The following is a 22,041-nucleotide window of genomic DNA, read 5'->3' as shown; positions in this document are numbered from 1 at the left end:
GACGACGGGTGCCGGACGCGCACGACAGTACGCCGTCCGGCACCCGCGCCAGGAGTCGGCTACAGCTCCGCACGCACCGATCGCGCCGCCGCGACCAGGTTCTCCAGGGAGGTCCGGACCTCCGGCCAGCCGCGGGTCTTCAGCCCGCAGTCGGGGTTGACCCAGAGCCGTTCGGCGGGGATGGCGGCCAGGCCGGTCCGCACCAGGGCGGCGGCCTCGGCCGGGCTCGGCACCCGCGGGGAGTGGATGTCGTAGACCCCGGGTCCGGCCTCGCGCGGGTAGCCGTGCGCGGCGAGTTCGCGGGCGACCTGCATGTGCGAGCGGGCCGCCTCCAGGCTGATGACGTCCGCGTCGAGGTCGTCGATGGCCTGCACGATGTCGCCGAACTCGGCGTAGCACATGTGCGTGTGGATCTGGGTGTCCGGACGGACTCCGGCGGTGGTGAGCCGGAACGCCTCGGTCGCCCACGCCAGGTATCCGGCCCGGTCGGCGGCCCGCAGCGGAAGGGTCTCGCGCAGCGCGGGCTCGTCGACCTGGATCACCGAAGTGCCCGCCGCCTCCAGGTCGTTCACCTCGTCGCGCAGGGCGAGGGCGACCTGGCGGGCGGTGTCGCCGAGGGGCTGGTCGTCGCGGACGAAGGACCAGGCCAGCATGGTGACCGGCCCGGTGAGCATGCCCTTGACCGGGCGGCCGGTGAGGGACTGGGCGTACGATGTCCAGCGCACGGTCATCGGTTCGGGGCGGGAGATGTCGCCGACGAGGACCGGCGGGCGGACGTACCGGGTGCCGTAGGACTGGACCCAGCCGTGCTGGGTGGCCAGGTAGCCGGTGAGCTGCTCGGCGAAGTACTGGACCATGTCGTTGCGTTCGGGCTCGCCGTGCACCAGGACGTCCAGGCCCGCCTTCTCCTGGAAGGCGACCACCTCCTGGATCTCGGCCCGCACCCGCTCCTCGTAACCGGCCGTGTCGATCCGGCCCGCCCGCAGGTCCGCACGCGCGGTGCGCAGTTCGCCGGTCTGCGGGAACGAGCCGATGGTCGTCGTGGGCAGCAACGGCAGCCTCAGGTGGGCGCGTTGGGCGGCGGAGCGTTCGGCGTACGGCTGGGAGCGGCGGGCGTCGGCCTCGGTGACGGCCGCGGCGCGGGCCCGCACGGCGGAGTCACGGGTGATCGGTGAACCGGCCCGGGAGACCAGGTCGGCGCGGTTGGCGGCGAGTTCGGCGGCGACGGTGTCGGGGCCCTGGGCGAGGCCCTTGGCGAGGGTGACGATCTCGGCCGTCTTCTGCTTCGCGAAGGCCAGCCAGCGCAGGATCTGCGGTGCGATGTCCCGCTCGGCGGCGGTGTCCAGCGGTACGTGGAGGAGGGAGCAGGAGGCGGCGACGTCGACCCGGTCGGCGAGCCCGAGGAGGGTGCCGAGGGTGGACAGGGACTTCGACAGGTCGTTGACCCAGATGTTGCGGCCGTTGACGACACCGGCGACCAGCCGTTTGCCGGGCAGTCCGCCGACGGCGGCCAGGGCGTCCACGTTGGCGGCCGCCGCCTCGGTGAAGTCGAGGGCGAGCCCTTCGACCGGGGCCTTGGCCAGCACCGGCAGGGCCTCGCCGAGCCGGTCGAAGTAGGAGGCGACCAGCAGCTTCGGCCGGTCGGCGAGGGCGCCGAGGTCGCGGTAGGCGCGGGTGACGGCGTTCAGTTCGGCCGGGGTGCGGTCCTGCACCAGGGCCGGCTCGTCGAGCTGCACCCACTCGGCACCGGCCGCCCGCAGGTCGGCGAGCACCTCGGCGTACACCGGGAGCAGCCGGTCGAGGAGGGTGAGCGGGTCGAAGCCGGCGGGCACGCCGGGCGCCGGCTTGGCGAGCAGCAGATAGGTGACCGGGCCGACCAGCACCGGCCGGGCGGCGAGGCCGAGGGCCAGCGCCTGAGTCAGCTCGCCCATCTGCTTGGCGGAGTTCGTGGCGAAGGCGGTGTCGGGGCCCAACTCCGGCACCAGGTAGTGGTAGTTGGTGTCGAACCACTTCGTCATCTCCAGCGGCGCGATGTCCTGCGTGCCGCGGGCCATGGCGAAGTAGCCGTCGAGCTCGTCGGTCTCGACGGCGGCCCGGTGGCGGTCGGGGATCGCGCCGACCATCACGGTGGTGTCGAGGACGTGGTCGTAGTACGAGAAGTCGCCGGTCGGCACCTCGTGGATGCCGGCCTCGGCGAGCTGCCGCCAGGTGGACCGGCGCAGTTCGGCGGCGGAGGCCCGCAGGGCGTCGGCGGTGACCCGGCCCTTCCAGTAGCTCTCGATTGCCTTCTTCAGCTCCCGGGCCGGACCCTGGCGGGGGTAGCCGTACACGGTGGCCCGGGCTGCCGCGGCTGCGGACTTGGCTGTCACGGAGATCTCCTTCGCGAGACGATTCCCTGAGATCCCGGCGACGGGACGAGAGCGCGAAGGGGTGACGAACCGGACGGCAACGGTCGTACGCCGTGAACGAGTACGCGACCGACCGTCCGATATGCACGCCGACCCGCCCACGAGGTCACCGGGATGTCCGCGCACGAGTGGTTCGCGCGCGGGCAGATGGCAGGTCTTCGGACTCGCGGGCACGCCCTCCGTCCGGAGGACACCTACTGGCCGTCGCTTCCCGGACCCGGTGGATCCAGTGCGTATGACGGCGGTCGTTCCCGCTCACCGCTGCGGGGCAGTCCCGGATTCCCACCGGGTTCCCTCTTGCGACGTCCCGTCTGGCTGACAGGGCGAACCAGCTGCACGGTCAGCTTAACCCGCCCCGAAAGCGGCCCGGGGTGTCGTCGACGGCGCGGCAGTCGAGCTGGCTCGCTTTCGATCCGGCTCGCTTTCGATCCGGTTCGCTTTCGAACCGGCTCTGCGCGCGCCTAATGTGGCCGGGACATGGCCGCCAGGCAGTGGGCAACGGGGAGAGAGGGATCGTCATCGACCGGGTGGAAATCAACGGGGCTGAAGCGGACAATGCGGATCTGACGGTGCTCGCGCGGGCCAACTACGCGCATTTCACCTCGATGCAGGTGCGGGACGGCGCGGTCCGGGGGCTGGATCTGCACCTGACGCGGCTGGACGAGAGCGCGCGCGAACTGTTCGGCAGGGGGCTGGACGCAGAGCGGGTGCGGGGCTGTGTGCGGCACGCCCTCGACGGGGGCCCGGACGCGGTGTCGGTCCGGGTGACAGCCTTCACCAGGAGGCTCGGTGACGTGCTGCGGGGCGAGCCCGTCGAGCCAGACCTGGCTGTGGCGACGAGCGCCCCGGCACAGGCGCAGACCGCGCCGGTGCGACTGCGGGCGGTCGAGTACGAGCGGGACCTGCCCCACCTCAAGCACGCCGGGACGTTCGGGCTCACGCACCGTCGGCGGCAGGCGGTGCTCGCCGGGTACGACGACGCGCTGTTCACCGACCGGTACGGCCGGATCAGCGAGGCGTCGGTCTCCAACATCGGTTTCTACGACCGGGAACGGGTCGTCTGGCCCGAGGCCGCCATGCTGCCGGGCATCACGATGCAGCTGCTGCAGCGGGGGCTGGCGGCCAAGGGCATCCCGTCCGAGCGGCGTGAGATCCGGCTCGCGGACCTGGTGGCCGGTGCGTCCGGCTCCCCGGACTGCTCGGCCTTCCTGGCGAACTCGATCTCGCCGGCCGTGCCGGTGGCGAGCATCGACGGGACGGCGCTGGCCGTCGACCCGGCCGTCACGGACCTGCTCGTGGACTGCTACGAGACCAACCCCTGGCAGATCATCTAGGGGTTGCCGGGAAAATTCCGGTCACAGCCGTGTTCACGCCGGTCCCGCCGGGTGTCTGGCCCCGCGCAGCGCCCGGGAGAGGCCCAGGGCCGCCGTCCGCACCGCCGGGGCCAGCTGTGCCGGGCGGAAGCGGCCGCACGGTACGGCCACCGAGAGCGCCGCGACCGCCGTCGGCCCGGCGAAGACGGGGGCCGCGATGCAGCTGACCCCCACCGCGGCCTCTTCCTCCTCGTAGGCGAGGCCCGCGACCTGGGCCTGCTCGACGGCCGTGCGCAGCCGGCCGGGGTCCGTGACCGAGTGCGGGGTGAGGCGGGGGAGCGGCGCCGCCAGCACCTCCTCGACCAGTTCGGCGCCCGAGAACGCCAGCAGGGCCTTGCCGACCCCGGTGCAGGTCAGCGGGAGCCGGCCGCCGATCCGGGACGGCAGCCGCAGCGCGTCGTGGCCGTGGATGCGCTCGACGTAGACCACCTCGTGGCCCTCGCGCACCCCGAGGTGCACGGTCTCGTGGGTGGCCTCGAACAGGTCCTGGAGGAACGGCAGCGCGGCCTCCCGCAGGTCGTGCCGGCGCGGCACCAGCGAGCCCAGTTCGAAGAGGGCGCCGCCGAGCCGGTAGGTGTCCGCGTCCCGTTCCAGCAGGCCGAGCCGGACCAGCTCGGCGCAGAGCCGGAACACGGTGGTCTTGGGCAGCTTGGAGCGCTCGGCCAGTTCCGTGAGGCGGAACGCGCCGCCGTCCGGGCGGAAGCAGTCCAGGACCGCCATCGCCTTGTCGAGCATGTTTCCTTGATCGCTGTTCCGTACCACGGAACATATTTTGCCGGGTTTCCCGCCGCCCGCCTATACCTGTCGGCATGAGCCCTGACCTCGTCACCAAGGTGGCCGACGTCCTCGACGAAGCCACCCGCACCGGCACTCCCTGCGCCCCCGTCCGCACCCTCCTCCCCGAGGACGACATCGAGACCGCGTACGCGGTGCAGCGGCTGCACGTGGAGCGGGGCGTGGCCGCCGGCCGCCGGCTCGTGGGCCGCAAGATCGGGCTGACCTCGCCCGCCGTACAGCGCCAGCTCGGGGTCGGACAGCCCGACTTCGGGGCCCTCTTCGCGGACATGGCGGTCGGCGAGGGCGAGCCGGTCGCGGCCGGGCGGCTGCTCCAGCCCAAGGTCGAGGCCGAGGTCGCCCTGGTGCTGGCCGCCGACCTGCCGTACCGCGACCCGACCGTCGCCGACCTGCTGCGGGCCACCGCCTTCGCGCTGCCCGCGCTGGAGATCGTGGACAGCCGGATCGCCGACTGGGACATCACGATCGTCGACACCGTCGCCGACAACGCCTCCTGCGGCCTGTTCGTCCTCGGCGGCACGCCGGTCCCGCTGGACCGGGTCGACCTGCGCGGGGTCCGGATGACCCTGGCCAAGAACGGCGAGACCATCTCCCGGGGCACCGGCGCCGACTGCCTGGGCAGCCCGCTCACCGCCGCCCGCTGGCTCGCCGCCACCCTGGCCGGCCTCGGCGATCCGCTGCGGGCCGGCGACATCGTCCTGACCGGCGCGCTCGGCCCGATGGCGGTCGCCGCCGAGGGCGACGAGTTCACCGCCCACATCGAGGGCCTCGGCACGGTCGGGGTCGCCTTCGCCACCGAGGGAGCAGCATGACCACGAAGGTCGCCGTCATCGGATCCGGGAACATCGGCACCGACCTGATGATCAAGATCCTGCGGCTGTCGGAGAGCCTGGAGATCGCCGCCATGGCCGGCATCGACCCGGACTCGGACGGCCTGGCCCGCGCCCGGCGCCTGAAGGTGGCCACCACCCACGAGGGCGTCGACGGCCTGGTCGGCCTGGGCGAGTTCGAGGACGTGTCGATCGTCTTCGACGCCACCTCCGCCGGCGCCCACCGCCGCCACGACGAGGTGCTGCGCGCCCTCGGCCGCACGGTCGTCGACCTCACCCCGGCCGCGCTCGGCCCGTACGTCGTGCCGCCCGTCAACGGCGACGCCCACCTGGACGCCCCGAACGTCAACATGGTCACCTGCGGCGGCCAGGCCACCATCCCGATCGTCGCCGCGGTCGCCGCCGTGACGCCGGTCCACTACGGCGAGATCGTCGCCTCCATCTCCTCCCGCTCCGCCGGGCCCGGCACCCGCGCCAACATCGACGAGTTCACCGAGACCACGGCGTCCGCCATCGAGAAGGTCGGCGGCGCGGCCCGCGGCAAGGCGATCATCGTGCTCAACCCCGCCGAGCCGCCGCTCATCATGCGGGACACCGTGCACTGCCTGGTCGGCGACTGCGACGACGCGCGCGTGGCGGACTCCGTGGCGGAGATGGTCGCGCGGGTGCAGACGTACGTTCCCGGCTACCGCCTCAAGCAGCAGGTGCAGTTCGAGCGGGTGGCCGCCGACGACCCGCTGCGCACCCTGGCCCCCGGTGGCGACGCGGTGAAGGTCTCCGTCTTCCTGGAGGTGGAGGGCGCCGCCCACTACCTGCCCGCCTACGCGGGCAACCTCGACATCATGACCTCGGCCGCGCTGCGCACCGCGGAGCGCATGGCCGACCTCCCCCACCCTCGGCTTCGCCCGAGCGAGGGGACCCCGATCGCCCCGGAGGTGGCGTCCCGATGACCGGTACCCGTCTGTACGTCCAGGACGTCACCCTGCGGGACGGCATGCACGCCGTCCGCCACCGCTACACCGTCGACCAGGCCCGCACCATCGCCGCCGCCCTCGACGCGGCCGGGGTCCGGGCCGTCGAAGTGGCCCACGGCGACGGCCTGTCCGGCTCCAGCGTCACCTACGGCGTCGGCGCGCACACCGACTGGGAGTGGATCGAGGCGGTCGTGGACGCCGTACGGCACTCCATCCCGACCACCCTCCTCCTGCCGGGCATCGGCACGCTCCACGACCTGAAGCAGGCCCACTCCCTGGGCGTCCGCTCGGTCCGTGTCGCCACCCACTGCACCGAGGCCGACATCTCCGCCCAGCACATCGCCGCCGCGCGCGAGCTCGGCATGGACGTGGCGGGCTTCCTGATGATGTCCCACCTCGCCGAGCCCGCCGAACTGGCCCGTCAGGCCAAGCTGATGGAGTCCTACGGCGCGCACTGCGTGTACGTCACCGACTCCGGCGGCCGGCTGACCATGGACGGTGTCCGGGACCGCGTCCGCGCCTACCGGGACCTCCTCGACCCGGGCACCGAACTCGGCATCCACGCCCACCACAACCTCGGCCTGGGCGTGGCCAACTCGGTCGTCGCCGTCGAGAACGGCGTCACCCGTGTCGACGCCTCCCTCGCCGGACAGGGCGCCGGAGCGGGCAACTGCCCGCTGGAGGCCTTCGTCGCGGTCGCCGACCTGATGGGCTGGGAGCACGGCTGCGAACTGTTCCCGCTGATGGACGCGGCCGACGACGTCGTACGACCGCTGCAGGACCGCGAGGTGCGGGTGGACCGTGAGACCCTCACCCTCGGCTACGCCGGCGTGTACTCCAGCTTCCTGCGGCACGCCGAGGCCGCCGCCCGCCGGCACGGCCTGGACACCCGGGCGATCCTGGTCGAGGTGGGCCGCCGCAAGCTGGTCGGCGGGCAGGAGGACATGATCACCGACATCGCCCTGGACCTCGCCGGGAGCCGCTGACACCTGATTGTCAGTGGCGGCTGACACACTGACGGGCGTGGACACTCAACGCAGGGAACGGGCCGCACGCTTCGTGGAGTTGCACCGGGAGGGCTGCTTCCTGCTCCCCAACGCCTGGGACGCGGGAAGCGCCCGCGTCCTGGAGTCGGCCGGCTTCCCGGCCGTGGCCACCACCAGCGCGGGCATCGCCTTCTCCCTGGGCCGCGCGGACCACGACTACGGCGGCGGCCGGGTCGACCGCGCCACGATGGTGGGCCGGATCCGTGAGATCGCCGCCGAGGTACGGATCCCGGTGAGCGCTGACCTGGAGGACGGGTTCGGGGAGGCGCCCGGGACCGTGGCCGAGACGATCTCGATGACCCTCGCGGCCGGGGCCGCCGGCGGCAACATCGAGGACTTCACGGGCGACCCCTCCCGGCCGCTGTACGACCCGGAGCTCGCGGCCGACCGGATCCGCGCCGCGCGCGAGGCGGTCGACGCGGCCGGCGAGCCGTTCGTCCTCGTCGGCCGGACCGACGTGCTGCTCACCGGCGGCCCGCTCGACGAGGCGGTCCGGCGGGCCAACGGGTATCTGGCGGCGGGCGCCGACTGCGCGTTCGTGCCGGGTGCGGCCGACGCCGCGACGATCGGCAGGCTGGTGCGGGAGATCGACGGCCCCCTGAACGTGGTGATGGGCCTGACGGGTACCGCCCTGTCCCTGGCCGACCTCCGCGAACTCGGCGTGCGCCGGGTCACGGTGGGCGGCAGCATCGCACGGGCGATGTACGCGCAGCTGCTCGCCGCGGCCCGGGAGCTGGCGGAGCGGGGGACCTTCTCCTACGCCGAGAACCAGATCTCGCAGACGGACCTGAACGAGCTCTTCCGCGGCTGACGAACCGGACGGGCTCGTCATCCGGGGCCTCGTCGCCGCCGCCGTAGAATGTGTGCGGCGCCAACAATGCATGTGGCGCTCACATGAGACCCGCAATGTCAGCGCCATAAACATCCTTGAGGGCGACCCATGCCACCACCGAGCGACTCGTACCATCACGGCGACCTCCGGGCCGCGTGCCTGCGCGCGGCCCGGGAGCTGCTGGAGGAGGACGGCAGCGGCGCGCTGTCGCTGCGGGCGGTGGCCCGGCGGGCCGGGGTCTCGCCCACCGCCCCCTACCGCCACTACGCGGACCGCGACGCACTGGTCTCCGCCGTCGCCGCGGAGGGCTACCGCGAACTCGCCGGAGCTCTCGCGGCCGCCCATCCCGCGCCCTCGACCCCCGACGACCTGGTCGCCGTCGCCGTGGTCTACGTCCGGTTCGCCCTCGACCACCCGGCGCTGTTCCGGGCGATGTTCGCGGAGCCCTGCGACCCCGGCAGCGCCGAACGCGTCGAGGCGGCCGCCGCGCTCTCCGCCTACGTCGACACCCTGGTGCGGAACGCCTTTCCCGGTGGGACCCGGGACGGGCTGGCGACGGCGGTGTGGGCGCTGGTCCACGGCCTGGCGTTCCTGCACCTCGACGGCAAGCTCGACGCGTCCAGCCCGGAGACGGTCGCCGAGCAGGTCGGCACCGCGGTCAGGGCGACGGTCGGCCCCGGGCGGCCGCGGTAGCCGACCGCCTGTTCCCGCGACGGGCCCCCGGCGGGCGCGCCCCGGTTCGGCCGGCGGGGTGTCAGCCGGCGTCCGCCTGCTCCCGCTGCCGTCGGTATGCGGCGACGAGGAACACCCAGATCTCGCTGACCGTGGGGAACGGCGCGATGGCGTGCCGGAGGCGTTTCAGGGGGACCTCGCCGGCGACCGCGATGGTGGCCGCGTGCAGCAGCTCGCTGACCGCGGACCCGACCATGGTCACCCCGAGCAGCACGTCCCGGTCGACGTCGACGACGAGGCGGGCGTGGCCGGTGTAGCCGTCGGCGTAGAGGTTCGCGCCCTGGGCGGCGTTGAGGTCGAGGTCGACCGTCTCGACGCGGTGCCCGGCGGCGGCCGCCTGCTCGGCGGTCAGGCCCACCGCGCCCGCCTCCGGGTCGGTGAAGAAGACCTGGGCCACGGCATGCCGGTCGGCGGTCGTGGCGTGGTCGCCCCAGTCCCCGTCGTCCAGCGGCCGCCCGGCGGCCCGGGCGCCGATGGCGTCCCCGGCCGTCCGTGCCTGGTACTTGCCCTGGTGGGTGAGGAGCGCGCGGTGGTTGACGTCCCCGAGGCCGTACAGCCACGCCCCCTCGACCCCGTCGACCAGGCAGGTCGTGTCCACGTCCAGCCAGGAACCGGCGGTCAGGCCCACGGTCTCCAGGCCGATGTCGTCGGTGTTGGGCGTGCGTCCGGTGGCGAACAGGACCTCGTCGGCCTCCAGTTCGCTCCCGTCGTCGAGCGTGAGCGTCACCGGCCCGTCCGGGTCAGGGCGGCGCAGCGCGGTCACCTGGACGCCGGTCCGCACGTCCGCGCCGGCCTCGGCCAGCCCCTGGGCGACCAGTTCCCCGGCGAAGGACTCCATACGGGGGAGCAGCCGCCGCCGGACGAGCAGCGTGACCTGCGACCCGAGCCCCTGCCACAGCGTCGCCATCTCCACGCCGACCCCGCCGCCGCCGACCACGACGAGCCGGCCGGGCACGGTGCTGGAGTCGGTGCCGTGCCGGTTCGTCCAGGGCCGGGCCTCCTCGATCCCCGGGATGTCGGGAAGCGCGGGCCGGCTGCCGGTGGCGAGGGCCACCGCGTGCCGGGCGACGAGGGTCTGCCGGGCGCCGTCGTCCCGGCTGACGGTGACCCGGCGCGGCCCGTCGAGCCGGCCCTGGCCGCGGAACAGGTCGGCGCCGATGGACTTGACCCACAGCGCCTGCCCGCTGTCGTCCCAGTCGGTGACGTAACGGTTGCGGCGGGCGAAGACCGCGGCGTCGTCGATGCGTCCGGTGACGGCCTGCCGGGCGCCGTCCACGCGGCGGGCGTCGGCGACCGCGAGGACCGGCCGCAGCAGCGCCTTGCTGGGGACGCAGGCCCAGTAGGAGCACTCGCCGCCGACGAGTTCCCGCTCCACGACGGCCACGGAGAGCCCGGCGGCCCGGGCCCGGTCGGCGACGTTCTGCCCTACCGGACCCGCGCCCAGGACGATCACGTCGTACGTGCTGCTCTCCCCGGTCGCGTCCGGTGCCGTGCTCGGTGCTGCGTGCGGTGCTGTGTTCGGTTCGCTCATTGCTGCCTCACATGACGATCGGTGCCGGTCCGCACTGTTCAGCCGTACGGGTCATGTAACCGCGGGACCTGTGCGGTTGGTCGCGGTGCGGACATGCGCCCGGTGAAGAGCCGCCATAAGCGCCGCCTATGGCCGCCTCCCCGCCATGACCGGCGCATACGTGGCGCTGCCGGGCGGGCGGTGCTCCGGACCCGACTTCGGACGGGACGCTTATGGGGGGCATCGGATCCGCTGATGAGGAGAACGGAATCCCGGGAGCCCCGCTGCCGCTGTGGACTCCCGTCGCCTCGCGGACGAGGCGGCGGGACGATGGATTCGCCCCACTTTCCACACTTTAAGGACACCTCATGAGTTCTGCTGACCTGACCGGACGCGTGGCCCTGCTGACGGGTGCGACCAGCGGTATCGGCGCCGCGACCGCGGCGCTGCTCGCCGAGCGCGGCGCGCACGTCCTGGTCGCGGGACGCGACGCGGACCGCGGGGAGCGGGTGGTCGGCGCCGTCCGGGAGCGCGGCGGCAAGGCGGACTTCCTGGCGGCCGACCTGTGGGACGCCGACTCGGCACGCCGCCTGGCCCGCGAGGCCACCGCGCTGGGCGGCGGCCGCGTCGACATCCTCGTCAACAACGCCGGCGTCTTCCCGTTCGGACCGACGGCGCAGACCTCCGCCGAGCAGGTGGACACCGTCTACGACCTGAACGTGAAGGCGCCGTTCTACCTGGTGGGCGAGCTCGCCCCGGCCATGGCCGAGCGCGGGCAGGGCGCCATTGTCAACGTCAGCACCATGGTCGCCGAGTACGGCGTCGCGGGGATGGCGCTGTACGCGTCGAGCAAGGCCGCGGTCAACCTGCTGACCAAGTCCTGGGCCGCCGAGTTCGGCCCGCAGGGGGTGCGGGTCAACGCCGTGGAGCCGGGCCCGACCCGCACCGAGGGCACGGCCGTCATGGGGGACGACCTGGACGCCTTGGCCGCGCAGGCGCCCGCCGGCCGGCCCGGTGAGGCGCGCGAGATCGCCGAGGCGATCGGCTACCTGGTGAGCGACGCGGCGAGCTTCGTGCAGGGCGCGATCCTGCCGGTCGACGGCGGCCGTACGGCCGTCTGACGCAGCGGGGAAGCGCGGGCGCCGATGCTCCTCGTCGGCGCCCGCGCCCTCACGTAGCCGCTCCGCCCCTGCTTCGGGGACCCGTGCTACTCCCGCACCGACCGGTCCAGTGCGGCGATGAACCGGCCCAGGTCCCGGCGGCGGGAGTCGGCCGGCCACACCGCCCAGGTGCGCCGTACCAGCGGCTGTCCGACCAGTGGCGACCAGGTCACGCGGTCGGGCAGTGGCTGCTGCCAGTCCGGCGGGGCCAGTGCGAAGGCCTGCCCGGAGGCGACCGCGGCCAGTTTCACGTCGGCGATCAGCGCCTGCCCCTCGGGCGCCTCGGGACCGAGATCCAGGCCGTGGCCGCGCAGGACCGCGGTCAGCTCGTCGTACCAGGCGGGACTGCCGGTGCGCGGGAACCCGACCCATTGCAGGGACCCGAGCGCGTCGAGCGGGATGCCGTCGGGCCCGGCGAGCGCGGCGGCCTGGTCGGCGGCGACCAGCACGCCGAGCTTCTCCCGTGCGACGAGCAGCGCGTCGAACTCCGGCCCGGACGGCCGTTCCCGCAGAAAGCCGACGTCGAGCTCACCGGCCCGCAGCGCGGTCAGCTGCTCCGCCGTGGACAGGTGCCGGGCCTGCACCCGGGTCTCCGGATGGGTCTCGGCGAGTTCGGCCAGTGCCGGGTCGAGCAGTCCGGACGGCAGTTCCAGGGGGATCCCGATGCGCAGTGCCCCGCCGCCCGGACCGGTGTATCCGGCCATCACCCGCAGCGCCTGGTCGTGCCGGGCGAGCACCGCCCGTGCCTCGCCCAGCAGCGCGGTCCCGGCCTCGGTGGCCCTCGCCCCGCTGCTCCCGCGCACCAGCAGCCGCACCCCGAGCTGCCGTTCCAGCCCGCTGATCGTCTGGGACAGCGCGGGCTGGCTCACATGCAGCCGCCGGGCGGCGGCCGACAGCCCGCCCTCCTCCACCACCGCCACGAACGCCCGCAACTCCCGCAACTCCATGCCGACATGCCATCACGGCCGCGGACCGGAGTCACGCCGGGCGCGGTCGGCCGATGGCGGCCCATCTGGTCCCGAGATAACGCTTATCTACGACTATCTAGCCCAAATGGGATAGAGCCCGACCCCCCGGGCGTTGGCATGTGTGACGGTGAATAACCGGAGAAAGGGTATTCACCGCCGACGATAACCGTCATCGAGGATCGGAGCCGGCCATGTCGCTGACAACGGGCGAGCTGTCGTACACCGCGCCCGCGGGTACCGTGGACGTGAAGACCAGGAAGTCCGCCGAGGACACCGGCGGGCGCGGGGCGGACCGTGCTGAGCGGTCGCGCCCCGGCGACCGCTCCGGTGCGCTGCGCGCGGCGGTGTTCGGCGTCAACGACGGCCTGGTCTCCAACACGGCCCTGGTGATGGGCTTCGCCGGGTCCGGTCTCTCGGGTACGGCCGTCCTGTTCGCAGGGGTCGCGGGCCTGCTCGCCGGAGCGTTCTCGATGGCGGCCGGCGAGTACATCTCCATGCGCAGCCAGCGCGAGGCCTACGAGCGGGAGATAGCCGTCGCGGCCGACCAGCTGCGCGCCGACCCGGGCGCTCAGGAGGCGGAGCTCGCCCGGGTCTACCGGGACAAGGGACTGGACGCGGACGACGCCCGGCATGTCGCGACGACCATCATGCGGGATCACGACACCGCCCTGAACACCATGGTCCGCGAGGAACTCGGGCTGGACCCGGACCAGTTGGGTTCGCCGTGGTCGGCGGCGCTGTCCAGCCTCGCCTCGTTCACCGGGGGCGCGCTGATGGCCGTCCTGCCCTACCTCTTCCTCTCGGGAACGGCCGCCCTGCTCCTCGCCATCGCCCTGGCCGGCAGCGCCCTGTTCGCCGTCGGCGGTGTCATCGGCCTGCTCAACGGCCGGTCGCCGCTGGTCTCCGGGGCCCGCCAGCTCTTCGTGGGCGCCCTCGCCGCCGCGGCCGTCTACGGCATCGGACACGTGATCGGCGCCAGGGTCACCTGACCCCGACCACTAAAGCGGATCACCGAAACCGATCACCGAAACCGATCACCAAAACCAGTCGACAGCGCACATTCACCACGCACGGAGGAAAGTCATGCGTCACACCACACTGGGATCGACCGGACTGCGGGTCTCCCGCATCGCCTTCGGTACCTGGCAACTCGGCGGGGACTGGGGTGCCTTCGCCGAGGACGACGCCAGGAAGGCCGTCCAGCGGGCCCGCGAGCTGGGGGTGAACTTCTTCGACACCGCCCAGGGGTACGGGTTCGGCGCCTCGGAACGGCTGCTGGGCGACGCCCTGCGGACGGAACTGCGCGAGCATCGCGACGAGTTGGTGATCGCCACCAAGGGCGGCCTGCGCGACACCGGCACCGGAGTCGCCCGGGACGCGAGCCCCGCCGCCCTGCGCGCTGGCGTCGACGCCAGCCTGACCGCGCTCGGCGTCGACCACATCGACCTCTACCAGGTCCACTGGCCCGACCCGAAGGTGCCGCTCGCCGAGACCGCCGGGGCGCTGCGGGAACTGGCCGAGGCCGGAAAGATCCGGCACGTGGGCGTCTCCAACTACTCCGCCGAGCAGATGGCCGAGTTCTCCCGCACCCTGCCGGTGGAGACTCTGCAGCCGCCGTACCACCTCTTCCGCCGGGAGATCGAGGACACCGTCCTGCCGTACACCCGCGATCACGGGATCGGCGTGCTGGTCTACGGCCCGCTCGCGCACGGCCTGCTGACCGGCACCCTCAGCGAGGAGACCGTCTTCCCCGTCGGCGACTGGCGGGCGAAGAGCGGGGTCTTCCGCGGTGAGACCTACCGGCGCAACCTGGCGGTGGTCCGCGAGCTCCAGGAGTTCGCCGCCTTCCGCGACATGACGGTCAGCCAGCTCGCCATCGCGTGGACGCTGGCCCGGCCGGGTGTGGACGTGGCGATCGTCGGCGCGCGGCGCCCCCACCACGTCGAGGACAGCCTCGCCGCGGCGGACCTCTCGCTGGACGAGGCGGACCTCAAGGACATCGACTCGATCATGGCGGCGGCCACCCCGGTCGCCGGCCCGACCCCGGAGAGCGTGTGATGACAGAGCGGACCAGGGCGGGGACGGGAAGGACGCGGGTCGCGGTCCTCGGTACGGGGGTCATGGGCGCCCCCATCGCCCGCAACCTGCTGCGCGCCGGGTTCGACGTGACGGTGTGGAACCGGACCCGGCGGAAGGCCGAGGCGCTGGCCGGTCAGGGTGCGAAGGTCGCCGGCTCTCCGGCCGAGGCGGCCGCGCCGGCGGAGTACCTGATCACCATGCTCACCGACGGCGCCGCCGTGGAGAGCGCGATGACCGGCACGGACGGCGCCCTGGCCGCACTCGCCCCGGACGCGGTCTGGATCCAGATGAGCACGGTCGGCGTCGCCGCGACCCGGCGGCTGGCGGAACTCGCGGAGGGGGGCGTCGCCTTCGTCGACGCCCCCGTCTCCGGGAGCTCCGGGCCGGCGGACCTCGGCGAGCTGCTCGTCCTCGCCTCCGGCGATCCCGGACTGCGGCCCCGCGTACAGCCGTTGTTCGACGCGGTGGGCCGCCGCACGCTGTGGCTCGACCGCCTCGGGGACGGCAGCCGCTTCAAGATCGTGCTGAACAACTGGCTCGCGGTCCTGGTCGAGGGCATGGCCGAGACCGTCAGCCTGGCCGGCGCCCTTCGGCTCGACCCCGGCCTGGTCCTCGACACCCTCGCCGAGAGCCCGCTGGGCTCCGCCTACGCGACGGCCAAGGGCCGGGCCATGGTCGAGCGCGACTTCGCCCCGGGCTTCCCCCTGCACCACGCGGGCAAGGACGCGGCCCTCGCGTTGTCGGCCGCCGACCAGCGGGAGCTGGAACTGCCGCTCACCGAGGCCCTGCTGAAGCGCTGGGACGAGGCGATCTCGGCCGGGCACGCCGAGGACGACGTGGCGTCGGCCATCACCGTGGCGGGACACGCACGACCCTGAACCCCCGCCGGGGGCCGGAGCCGGCGCGTCTACGATGGGGCGCATGGCGTCTGCGGTCGGACACGAACAGGGCGAGCCCGCGCGGACCATGGCCGCGACGCCTGCCGACGGTGCGCATGACCTCGATCCCCTCTCGGCGTCCTGGGTGCGGGAACTGTCGTCGACCGGGGCGGCCTACGAGACGGCGTGCGTCCGGCTGCACGCCGATCTGCTGCGGATCGCGAGGCGCGAACTGGCCAGGCGGCGTTCCCGGTACGGCTTCGACGGTCCGGAGGTCGACGACCTCGCCCACCAGGCCGCCGCGGACGCCCTCCTCGCCATCACCCGGAAGATCGGTGACTTCCGCGGGGAGAGCCGTTTCACCACCTGGGCCTACCGGTTCGTCGTCCTGGAGGTGTCGGCGAAGATCGGCCGGCACTTCTGGAGCACGCAGCGGGTGGAACTCGACGGCGAGGACTGGGACCGGCTGCCCGACCGGCTCGGCGCCGGCCCCGCGGAGTCGTCCGAGGCGCGCGCTCTGGCCGCCGCCGTGCGCACGGCGGCGGACGAGGTGCTGACCCACCACCAGCGCAGGGTCTTCGTGTCGCTGGTCCTGGACGCCGTGCCGCTGGACGCGCTGGTCCTGGAACTGGGGAGCAGCCGGAACGCCGTCTACAAGACGATGTTCGACGCCCGGCGCAGACTGCGCGACCACCTCGTGGCCCACGGCTACCTGGACGTGATCCCCGGGAGGCGGTCATGACGAACCCGGACCGGCTCTCCGTACGGGCGGCGCTGGAGCGGTTCCTGACCACGGACCCGAGGGACGTGGGATGCGAGGAGGCCCTGCGCCTGCTCCACGTGTACGCGGACCTGAAGGCCGCCGGAGACGATCCCGAGCGGCACTGGCCGGGGGTCTCCGCGCACCTGCGCGCCTGCGGCCCCTGCGACGAGGACTACCGGGGGCTGCTCGCCGCCGTCCTGGAAACCTGAGCCCCGGAACCTGAACCCGGCCCGGGTCCGGAACCTGAACCCGGGCCCGGGCACGCCGGCGAGCAGCCTGCCGTCAGGAGGCGGCGATGCCCTCGCCGCCGACGGCGTCGGGGACGACGACCGAACCCACCCGGGTCAGGGAGCCGTCGTGGTTGACGCGGAACTCGTCGACGCCGCCCTCCTTGCCGGTCTGCACGTACAGGAAGCGGCCGTCCGAGGAGACGTCGGCGTCCACCGTCCCGGCGCCGGTCGCGGTGGTGCCGACCGCCCGGAGCGCGCCGTCCGCGCCGACCCGCAGGCCGGACAGAGTGCCGCTGCCCGCGTTGGAGGCGTAGACGTGCGCGCCGTCGCGGACGATCCAGCAGGTCGCCGCCTGACCGGTCGCCACCTCGGAGACCTCGGTCAGCCGCAGGTCCGCACCGACCCGGAACGTGGCGACCGAGTTGGTGCCCGCCTCGGTCACCACCAGCCGCCCGCGGGCGTCGAAGGTGAAGCCGAAGGGCACCGCGCCGGGGGTGGCGGTGACCACGGGCCGGGCCGCGATGCCGGACCGGCCCACCGGGAACACGTCTATGGTGTTGGCCCCCGCCTTCGTGGTCACCACCAGCGCGCGGCCGTCCGGGGTGAAGGCGAGCTGTCCGGGGGTGTGCGTGAACTGGGGCGTGGCGGCCGGGTCCAGGCCGAGGGAGCGGTGCCAGGCGGGCACCTTCACCAGCGAGCCGTGCACGTTCCGGAAGCCCTGCACGGAACCGCCGCCCAGCGCGTTGAGCACGTACACCAGGTCACCGCGGACGGCCACGCCGACCGGGAAGTCGCCTCCCGACGAGACGATCTGACGACGGACCAGCTTGTCATCGTGCACCGAGAACACCGTGACCGTGTCGCTGCCGGCGTTCACGGCGTAGAGCAGGCCGTGCGCCCTGTCGTAGGTCAGCGAACCCTGCGAGGCGAGGTGGTCGACCGCCGAGCCGTCGAGGACACCGCCCAGCCCACCGGTCCGGTACACGCCGCTCTGCTGCAGCTTTCCGCCCGCGGAACGGCTGTAGGCCACCACGGCGTTGCCGTTCACCCCGTCCGTCTGGACGAACACGGCGGCGCGGGCAGCGCCGGAGTACGCCGTGGCGGGGCCGGCGCTCAGTGCGGCGGCCGCCGCGGCGGCCACGGCCACGGCGGCCGTCACGGCGGCCTTCGACTTCTTGCCCATCGTCTTGCCCATCGTCATTTCCCCTGTGCTCCTGTCGACGCGGCGGCAGCGACCGCCGGCGGTGACGTGGGACCGGTTCGTTCCCACACCGGATCTGCGTCGTCGGAGCGGGCGTCCTTTCCTCGCCCGGGGGCGACGAAAGACCTCTGTAAGAACTCGGGACGCGAGCGACGTGGGGTACGCCCCTGCTGGGTAAGGTGAGCCTAAGTTCATCTTCTTGTCGCTGTCGAGGGCGGGCGCGGAGGCAGCTCAGGGCGGGCGCGCCGCCACGGAGGGAGGCTCGATGACGGTTCTCGCAACCACCCCGCGCGGGTCGGCCGCGGTGACGCTCGCCCGGGTGCGGCTGGGGGCGGGCGGGCCGCCTGCCGCCGTGCGGGTGGCGGGCGGCACGGTCACCCATGTCGTCCCGGAGCAGGGGGCCGTGGTGCCCGCCGGCCCTGCCGCGGGTGAGCGGGTCGTCGATCTGGACGGGCGCGTCCTGCTGCCCGGACTGTGGGACGCCCATGTCCACCTGGCCGAATGGGCGAGCGCGCGCCGCCGGCTCGACCTCTCCGGCACCGCCTCCGCGCGGGAGGTGGCCGACCGGGTCCGCGCACACGGCCGTACGGCACCCGGCGCGGGAACGGTCCTGTTCGGATACGGCTTCCGGGACGGGCTCTGGCCCGACGCCCCGGACAAGCGGCTCCTCGACGCGGCCCTGCCGGACCGGCCGGTCGCCCTGGTCAGCGCCGATCTGCACGCCGTGTGGCTGAACTCCGCCTGCCTGGCGCTGGTCGGCCGGGGCGACCACCCGACCGGACTGGTCCGGGAGACGGAGGGGCACGAAGTGCTCTCGGCCCTGCCCGAGGTGCCGGCCGGGACGCTGGACGACTGGGTCGCCGACGCCTGCCGGGCCGCCGCCGCGCGCGGGGTCACCGGGGTCATCGACTTCCAGTACGGCGACACCGTGGGCGCCTGGGAGCGGCGCTCGGCACAGGCCCCGCCCGCCGTACGGGTGTCCGCCGCCGTCTACCCGAGCCACCTGGACGCGGCCGTGGCGCGCGGGCTGCGCACCGGCTCCGGGATCGGCGCGTCCGACGGCCTGGTGCGGGTCGGCCCGCTCAAGCTCTTCACGGACGGCTCGCTCAACACCCGTACCGCGCTCTGCCGCGACTCCTACCCGGGTCTTGAGAACACGGACGGCGCGCACGGCATCGAGCAGACGGCACCGGACGAGCTGGTGCGGCTCATGCGCCGGGCCGCCGCCCACGGCATCGAACCGGCGGTGCACGCCATCGGCGACCGGGCCAACACCGTGGCCCTGGACGCCTTCGAGGCCGTGCGCTGCCGCGGCCGGATCGAGCACGCCCAGCTACTGAGCCCCGAGGACCTCCCGCGCTTCGCGGAACTGGACGTCGCGGCAGGGGTGCAGCCCCGGCACGCGACGGACGACCGGGACGTGGCGGACCACTACTGGGCAGGACGCACCTCACGCGCCTTCGCCTACGCCGACCTGCTGGCCGCCGGGGCACGGCTGGAGTTCGGCTCGGACGCCCCCGTCTCTCCGCTGGACCCCTGGCTCGCCGTCGCGTCGGCCGTCACCCGCACCGACGACGACCGTCCCGCCTGGCACCCCGAGCAGCGCCTGCCGCTGCGGGACGCGCTGGCCGCGGCGGCCCGCGGGCGCCGGCTCATCAGGGTCGGGGACCCCGCGGACCTGGTGGTCGTGGACGTGGATCCGCTGACGGCGGGCCCGGACGCCCTGCGCGCGATGCCGGTGCACGCCACGATGACGGCCGGGCGCTGGACCCACGGGCCGTACTGACACCGCCCGCCTTCGAGGGGCTCGGGCGGACCCCGTGGCCCGGACGGGACCGTACCGTCCGGGCCACGGGAGTGCGGGGGCGGCGGGTCAGGCCGCCGTCGCCCGGTCGGAGAGCAGGGACCGGTGGATCTCGTGCGCGCGGACCGCCACGGTCGACAGCAGGGTGCTGGTGAGCCCGTGGGTGTGCTCGGTCCCGCCCTGGAGGTAGATGCCGGCCGCCACCTCCGGCACCGTCTCCACGCGGTGGTCCCGGCCGACCCGGATCGCGTCGCCGTCGTCCTTGAGGCACAGCTTGGCCGCGTCGCCCATGAGTGCGGTCAGGTCCCGGGGCCGGTAGCCGGTGGCGAGCACCAGGACGTCGGCGGGCAGCGTCTGCTGTTCGCCGGTGGGCAGGAACTCGACGGTGACGTCGAGACCGCCGTCCGCGCCGTCCGCGATGTCGCGGACACGGGAGACGTTGAGGAACCGCAGCCGCTCCCGCCCCGCCACCTTCTCCCGGTACGTGGTGGCGTACAGCGACTCGATCAGATCCATGTCCACGACCGAGTAGTTGGTGGAGCGGTGGTAGTCCAGCAGGGACTGCTTCACCGCGGACGGCGCGGAGAAGTAGACGTCGACCGCCTCCGGATCGAAGATCCGGTTGGCGAACGGGCTGTCGTCCGCGGGCGTGTAGCCGTACTTGGCGAAGACCGAGCAGACCTCGGCGTCCGGGAACGTGCGGTGCAGGTAGTCCACCGTCTCGGCGGCGCTCTGCCCGGCACCGAGCACGACCGCCCGCCGCACCGGCACGCCCGTCGCGGCCAGTTGCTCGGCCTGCGGGATCAACTCGCTGTTGTGCCAGACCCGTTCCGCGAGCTCCAGCCCCGGCGGCACATGCTGTTCAAGGCCCATCGCCACGCTGATGTTGCGCGTGCGGTGGGTCACGGTCCTCCCCGGGCGTCCCGTGTCCCGGCAGGTGACGTCGAAGAACGTCACCCGGCCGTCGTCGTCGCGCACCGGGTCCACCGCGACCACCTCGCTGCCGTACGACACCAGGTGCGCCACCCGGGCCGCCGCCCACTCGAAGTACTCGTGGAACTCCATCCGCAGCGGGAAGAGCGTCTTCTGGTTCAGGAAGTCGATCAGTCTGCCCTGTTCGCGCAGGAAGCAGAGGAAGCTGTAGTCGCTGGTCGGGTTGCGCAGGGTGACGAGGTCCTTGAGGAAGGAGACCTGCATCGTGGCGTCGTCGATCAGCATGCCCCGGTGCCAGCCGAACCGCGGCTGCCGTTCCAGGAACAGGGCGTTGAGACGGCTGTCCGCCGTCAGACCCGTGTTGTGCTCCTCAACCGCTATGGAGAGAGCGAGATTTGACGGGCCGAAACCGATTCCGATGATGTCGTGGACGACGTCGGAACCCATGACCGGTGATTTCACCTTGGCATCGCCTCCCTCAGGCAGACCCATGCTAGATAAGGTAAGGCTTACCTAGCAATGGAGTCTGTGAAGGGAAGGACCGTCATGCGGGTCGTCATGCTCGGCTACCAGACCTGGGGTCACCGCACGCTGCAGGCGCTGCTGGACTCCGATCACGAGGTGGTTCTCGTCGTCACCCATCCGAGGAGCGAGCACGCCTACGAGAAGATCTGGGACGACAACGTCGCCGAGCTGGCCGAGAAGCACGGCGTCCCGGTGCTGCTGCGCAACCGCCCCGACGACGCCGAACTCCTCGCCGCCGTACGGGAGTCCCGGCCGGACATCATCGTCGCCAACAACTGGCGGACCTGGCTGCCCCCGGAGCTGTTCGACCTGCCCCCGCACGGCACCCTGAACATCCACGACTCCCTGCTGCCGGCCTACGCCGGGTTCTCCCCGATCATCTGGGCGCTGATCAACGGCGAGGAGCGGGTCGGGGTGACCGCGCACCGCATGAACGCCGAACTCGACGCCGGGGACGTCCTGGTGCAGCGCTCGGTGCCGGTCGGGCCCACCGACACGGCCACCGACCTGTTCCGCCGTACCGTCGACCTGATCGCGCCCATCGTGCGCGAGTCCCTCGACCTGATCGCCGCCGGCCGGGACGCCGGCCAGTGGGTGCCGCAGGACCGCAGCCGGGCCGGCTTCTTCCACAAGCGGTCCCTGGAGGACAGCCGCATCGACTGGACCTGGCCCGCGGAACGCCTGGAGCGGCTGGTCCGGGCCCAGTCGGACCCGTACCCGAACGCCTACGCCTTCCACCGCGGCGAGCGGCTCAGGATCGTCTCCGCCGCCGTCTCCGAGGGGCGTTACGGCGGCACGCCGGGCCGGATCTTCATCCGCGAGGGCGACGGCGTGGTGGTCGTGGCGGGCCCCGACGCCCACACCGGGCGCTGCCCGGGCCTGCTGGTCCGGCGGGTGCGCACGGACAACGGCACGGAGTATGCGGCGGCGGACTACTTCCGCACCATGGGGGGCTACCTGACGTCCCGTCCCTGAGCGCGGTCCCGTCGCCGGGCGCGGT

At 73.2% G+C, this 22,041-nt stretch carries 20 protein-coding genes and 1 riboswitch; of the genes, 14 read left to right on the top strand and 6 right to left on the bottom strand.

The genetic code is table 11. The features are described from left to right. Positions 1-59: 59 nt before the first annotated feature. The gene (gene metE / locus ABT137_RS36680; RefSeq protein ID WP_351715502.1) at positions 60-2,369 is read right to left on the bottom strand and encodes a 5-methyltetrahydropteroyltriglutamate--homocysteine S-methyltransferase; all 2,310 of its coding nucleotides are present in this window, start codon (positions 2,367-2,369) and stop codon (positions 60-62) included. Between the two features lie 171 nt (positions 2,370-2,540). Then, positions 2,541-2,756, bottom strand: a riboswitch (cobalamin riboswitch). A gap of 116 nt (positions 2,757-2,872) precedes the next feature. Here metE and ABT137_RS36675 point away from each other — a divergent pair. Further along, the gene (locus ABT137_RS36675) at positions 2,873-3,742 is read left to right on the top strand and encodes an aminotransferase class IV family protein (RefSeq protein WP_351715501.1); all 870 of its coding nucleotides are present in this window, start codon (positions 2,873-2,875) and stop codon (positions 3,740-3,742) included. 33 nt (positions 3,743-3,775) lie between these two features. On the opposite strand, the gene ABT137_RS36670 is transcribed toward ABT137_RS36675, so the two are convergent. Further along, complete coding sequence (locus tag ABT137_RS36670; protein WP_351715499.1) at positions 3,776-4,516, bottom strand: IclR family transcriptional regulator; 741 nt, start codon at positions 4,514-4,516, stop codon at positions 3,776-3,778. 74 nt (positions 4,517-4,590) lie between these two features. On the opposite strand from ABT137_RS36670, the gene mhpD reads away from it, so the two are divergent. The 5 genes from mhpD (at position 4,591) to ABT137_RS36645 (ending at position 8,951) form a co-directional block, all read left to right on the top strand. Next, entirely contained in the window at positions 4,591-5,388 is a 798-nt protein-coding gene (mhpD, locus tag ABT137_RS36665) for a 2-keto-4-pentenoate hydratase (RefSeq protein ID WP_351715497.1), read from the top strand. Continuing rightward, positions 5,385-6,356, top strand: coding sequence for an acetaldehyde dehydrogenase (acetylating) (locus ABT137_RS36660; protein WP_351715495.1), 972 nt, complete (start codon positions 5,385-5,387; stop codon positions 6,354-6,356). Before mhpD ends, ABT137_RS36660 begins: the two co-directional genes overlap by 4 nt. Then, positions 6,353-7,366: a 4-hydroxy-2-oxovalerate aldolase gene (dmpG, locus tag ABT137_RS36655; RefSeq protein WP_351715493.1), complete on the top strand. Its 1,014-nt coding sequence runs from the start codon at positions 6,353-6,355 to the stop codon at positions 7,364-7,366. Before ABT137_RS36660 ends, dmpG begins: the two co-directional genes overlap by 4 nt. Positions 7,367-7,403: 37 nt before the next feature. After that, positions 7,404-8,237 (top strand): isocitrate lyase/PEP mutase family protein, encoded by an 834-nt coding sequence (locus ABT137_RS36650; protein WP_351715491.1) that lies wholly within the window; start codon positions 7,404-7,406, stop codon positions 8,235-8,237. A gap of 129 nt (positions 8,238-8,366) precedes the next feature. Further along, positions 8,367-8,951 (top strand): TetR/AcrR family transcriptional regulator, encoded by a 585-nt coding sequence (locus ABT137_RS36645; RefSeq protein ID WP_351715489.1) that lies wholly within the window; start codon positions 8,367-8,369, stop codon positions 8,949-8,951. 61 nt (positions 8,952-9,012) lie between these two features. Here the strand turns inward: ABT137_RS36645 and ABT137_RS36640 are convergent, their stop codons facing one another. Further along, entirely contained in the window at positions 9,013-10,521 is a 1,509-nt protein-coding gene (locus ABT137_RS36640; protein WP_351715486.1) for a dihydrolipoyl dehydrogenase family protein, read from the bottom strand. 347 nt (positions 10,522-10,868) lie between these two features. Here ABT137_RS36640 and ABT137_RS36635 point away from each other — a divergent pair, with 347 nt between their 5' ends. Beyond that, entirely contained in the window at positions 10,869-11,621 is a 753-nt protein-coding gene (locus tag ABT137_RS36635; protein WP_351715484.1) for an SDR family NAD(P)-dependent oxidoreductase, read from the top strand. An 86-nt stretch (positions 11,622-11,707) separates the two neighbouring features. On the opposite strand, the gene ABT137_RS36630 is transcribed toward ABT137_RS36635, so the two are convergent. Beyond that, complete coding sequence (locus ABT137_RS36630; protein ID WP_351715482.1) at positions 11,708-12,607, bottom strand: LysR family transcriptional regulator; 900 nt, start codon at positions 12,605-12,607, stop codon at positions 11,708-11,710. Between the two features lie 212 nt (positions 12,608-12,819). On the opposite strand from ABT137_RS36630, the gene ABT137_RS36625 reads away from it, so the two are divergent. The 5 genes from ABT137_RS36625 to ABT137_RS36605 all read left to right on the top strand — a co-directional run bounded on the left by ABT137_RS36625 (position 12,820) and on the right by ABT137_RS36605 (position 16,557). Next, positions 12,820-13,617 (top strand): VIT1/CCC1 transporter family protein, encoded by a 798-nt coding sequence (locus ABT137_RS36625; protein WP_351715480.1) that lies wholly within the window; start codon positions 12,820-12,822, stop codon positions 13,615-13,617. A gap of 94 nt (positions 13,618-13,711) precedes the next feature. After that, the gene (locus tag ABT137_RS36620; RefSeq protein WP_351715478.1) at positions 13,712-14,686 is read left to right on the top strand and encodes an aldo/keto reductase; all 975 of its coding nucleotides are present in this window, start codon (positions 13,712-13,714) and stop codon (positions 14,684-14,686) included. Then, positions 14,686-15,585 (top strand): NAD(P)-dependent oxidoreductase, encoded by a 900-nt coding sequence (locus ABT137_RS36615; RefSeq protein ID WP_351715476.1) that lies wholly within the window; start codon positions 14,686-14,688, stop codon positions 15,583-15,585. Before ABT137_RS36620 ends, ABT137_RS36615 begins: the two co-directional genes overlap by 1 nt. 43 nt (positions 15,586-15,628) lie before the next feature. Beyond that, on the top strand, positions 15,629-16,327 hold the full coding sequence (locus ABT137_RS36610; protein ID WP_351715474.1) for an RNA polymerase sigma factor: 699 nt from the start codon (positions 15,629-15,631) through the stop codon (positions 16,325-16,327). Continuing rightward, positions 16,324-16,557 (top strand): hypothetical protein, encoded by a 234-nt coding sequence (locus ABT137_RS36605; RefSeq protein WP_351715472.1) that lies wholly within the window; start codon positions 16,324-16,326, stop codon positions 16,555-16,557. The genes ABT137_RS36610 and ABT137_RS36605 overlap by 4 nt, the downstream gene beginning before the upstream one ends. A gap of 73 nt (positions 16,558-16,630) precedes the next feature. On the opposite strand, the gene ABT137_RS36600 is transcribed toward ABT137_RS36605, so the two are convergent. Continuing rightward, on the bottom strand, positions 16,631-17,779 hold the full coding sequence (locus ABT137_RS36600) for a lactonase family protein (protein ID WP_351715470.1): 1,149 nt from the start codon (positions 17,777-17,779) through the stop codon (positions 16,631-16,633). A gap of 265 nt (positions 17,780-18,044) precedes the next feature. On the opposite strand from ABT137_RS36600, the gene ABT137_RS36595 reads away from it, so the two are divergent. Continuing rightward, positions 18,045-19,565, top strand: a complete 1,521-nt coding sequence (locus ABT137_RS36595) for an amidohydrolase (RefSeq protein WP_351715468.1) — start codon at positions 18,045-18,047, stop codon at positions 19,563-19,565. Positions 19,566-19,652: 87 nt separating this feature from the next. Here the strand turns inward: ABT137_RS36595 and ABT137_RS36590 are convergent, their stop codons facing one another. Then, entirely contained in the window at positions 19,653-20,978 is a 1,326-nt protein-coding gene (locus ABT137_RS36590) for a lysine N(6)-hydroxylase/L-ornithine N(5)-oxygenase family protein (RefSeq protein ID WP_351715584.1), read from the bottom strand. An 84-nt stretch (positions 20,979-21,062) separates the two neighbouring features. On the opposite strand from ABT137_RS36590, the gene ABT137_RS36585 reads away from it, so the two are divergent. Next, positions 21,063-22,016, top strand: a complete 954-nt coding sequence (locus tag ABT137_RS36585; protein ID WP_351715467.1) for a methionyl-tRNA formyltransferase — start codon at positions 21,063-21,065, stop codon at positions 22,014-22,016. The last annotated feature ends 25 nt before the right edge of the window (positions 22,017-22,041 follow it).

Origin of the sequence: Streptomyces sp. NPDC001980 (assembly GCF_040296885.1) — a bacterium.
GTDB lineage: Bacteria > Actinomycetota > Actinomycetes > Streptomycetales > Streptomycetaceae > Streptomyces.
This window is presented reverse-complemented; position numbering and strand designations above follow the sequence as displayed.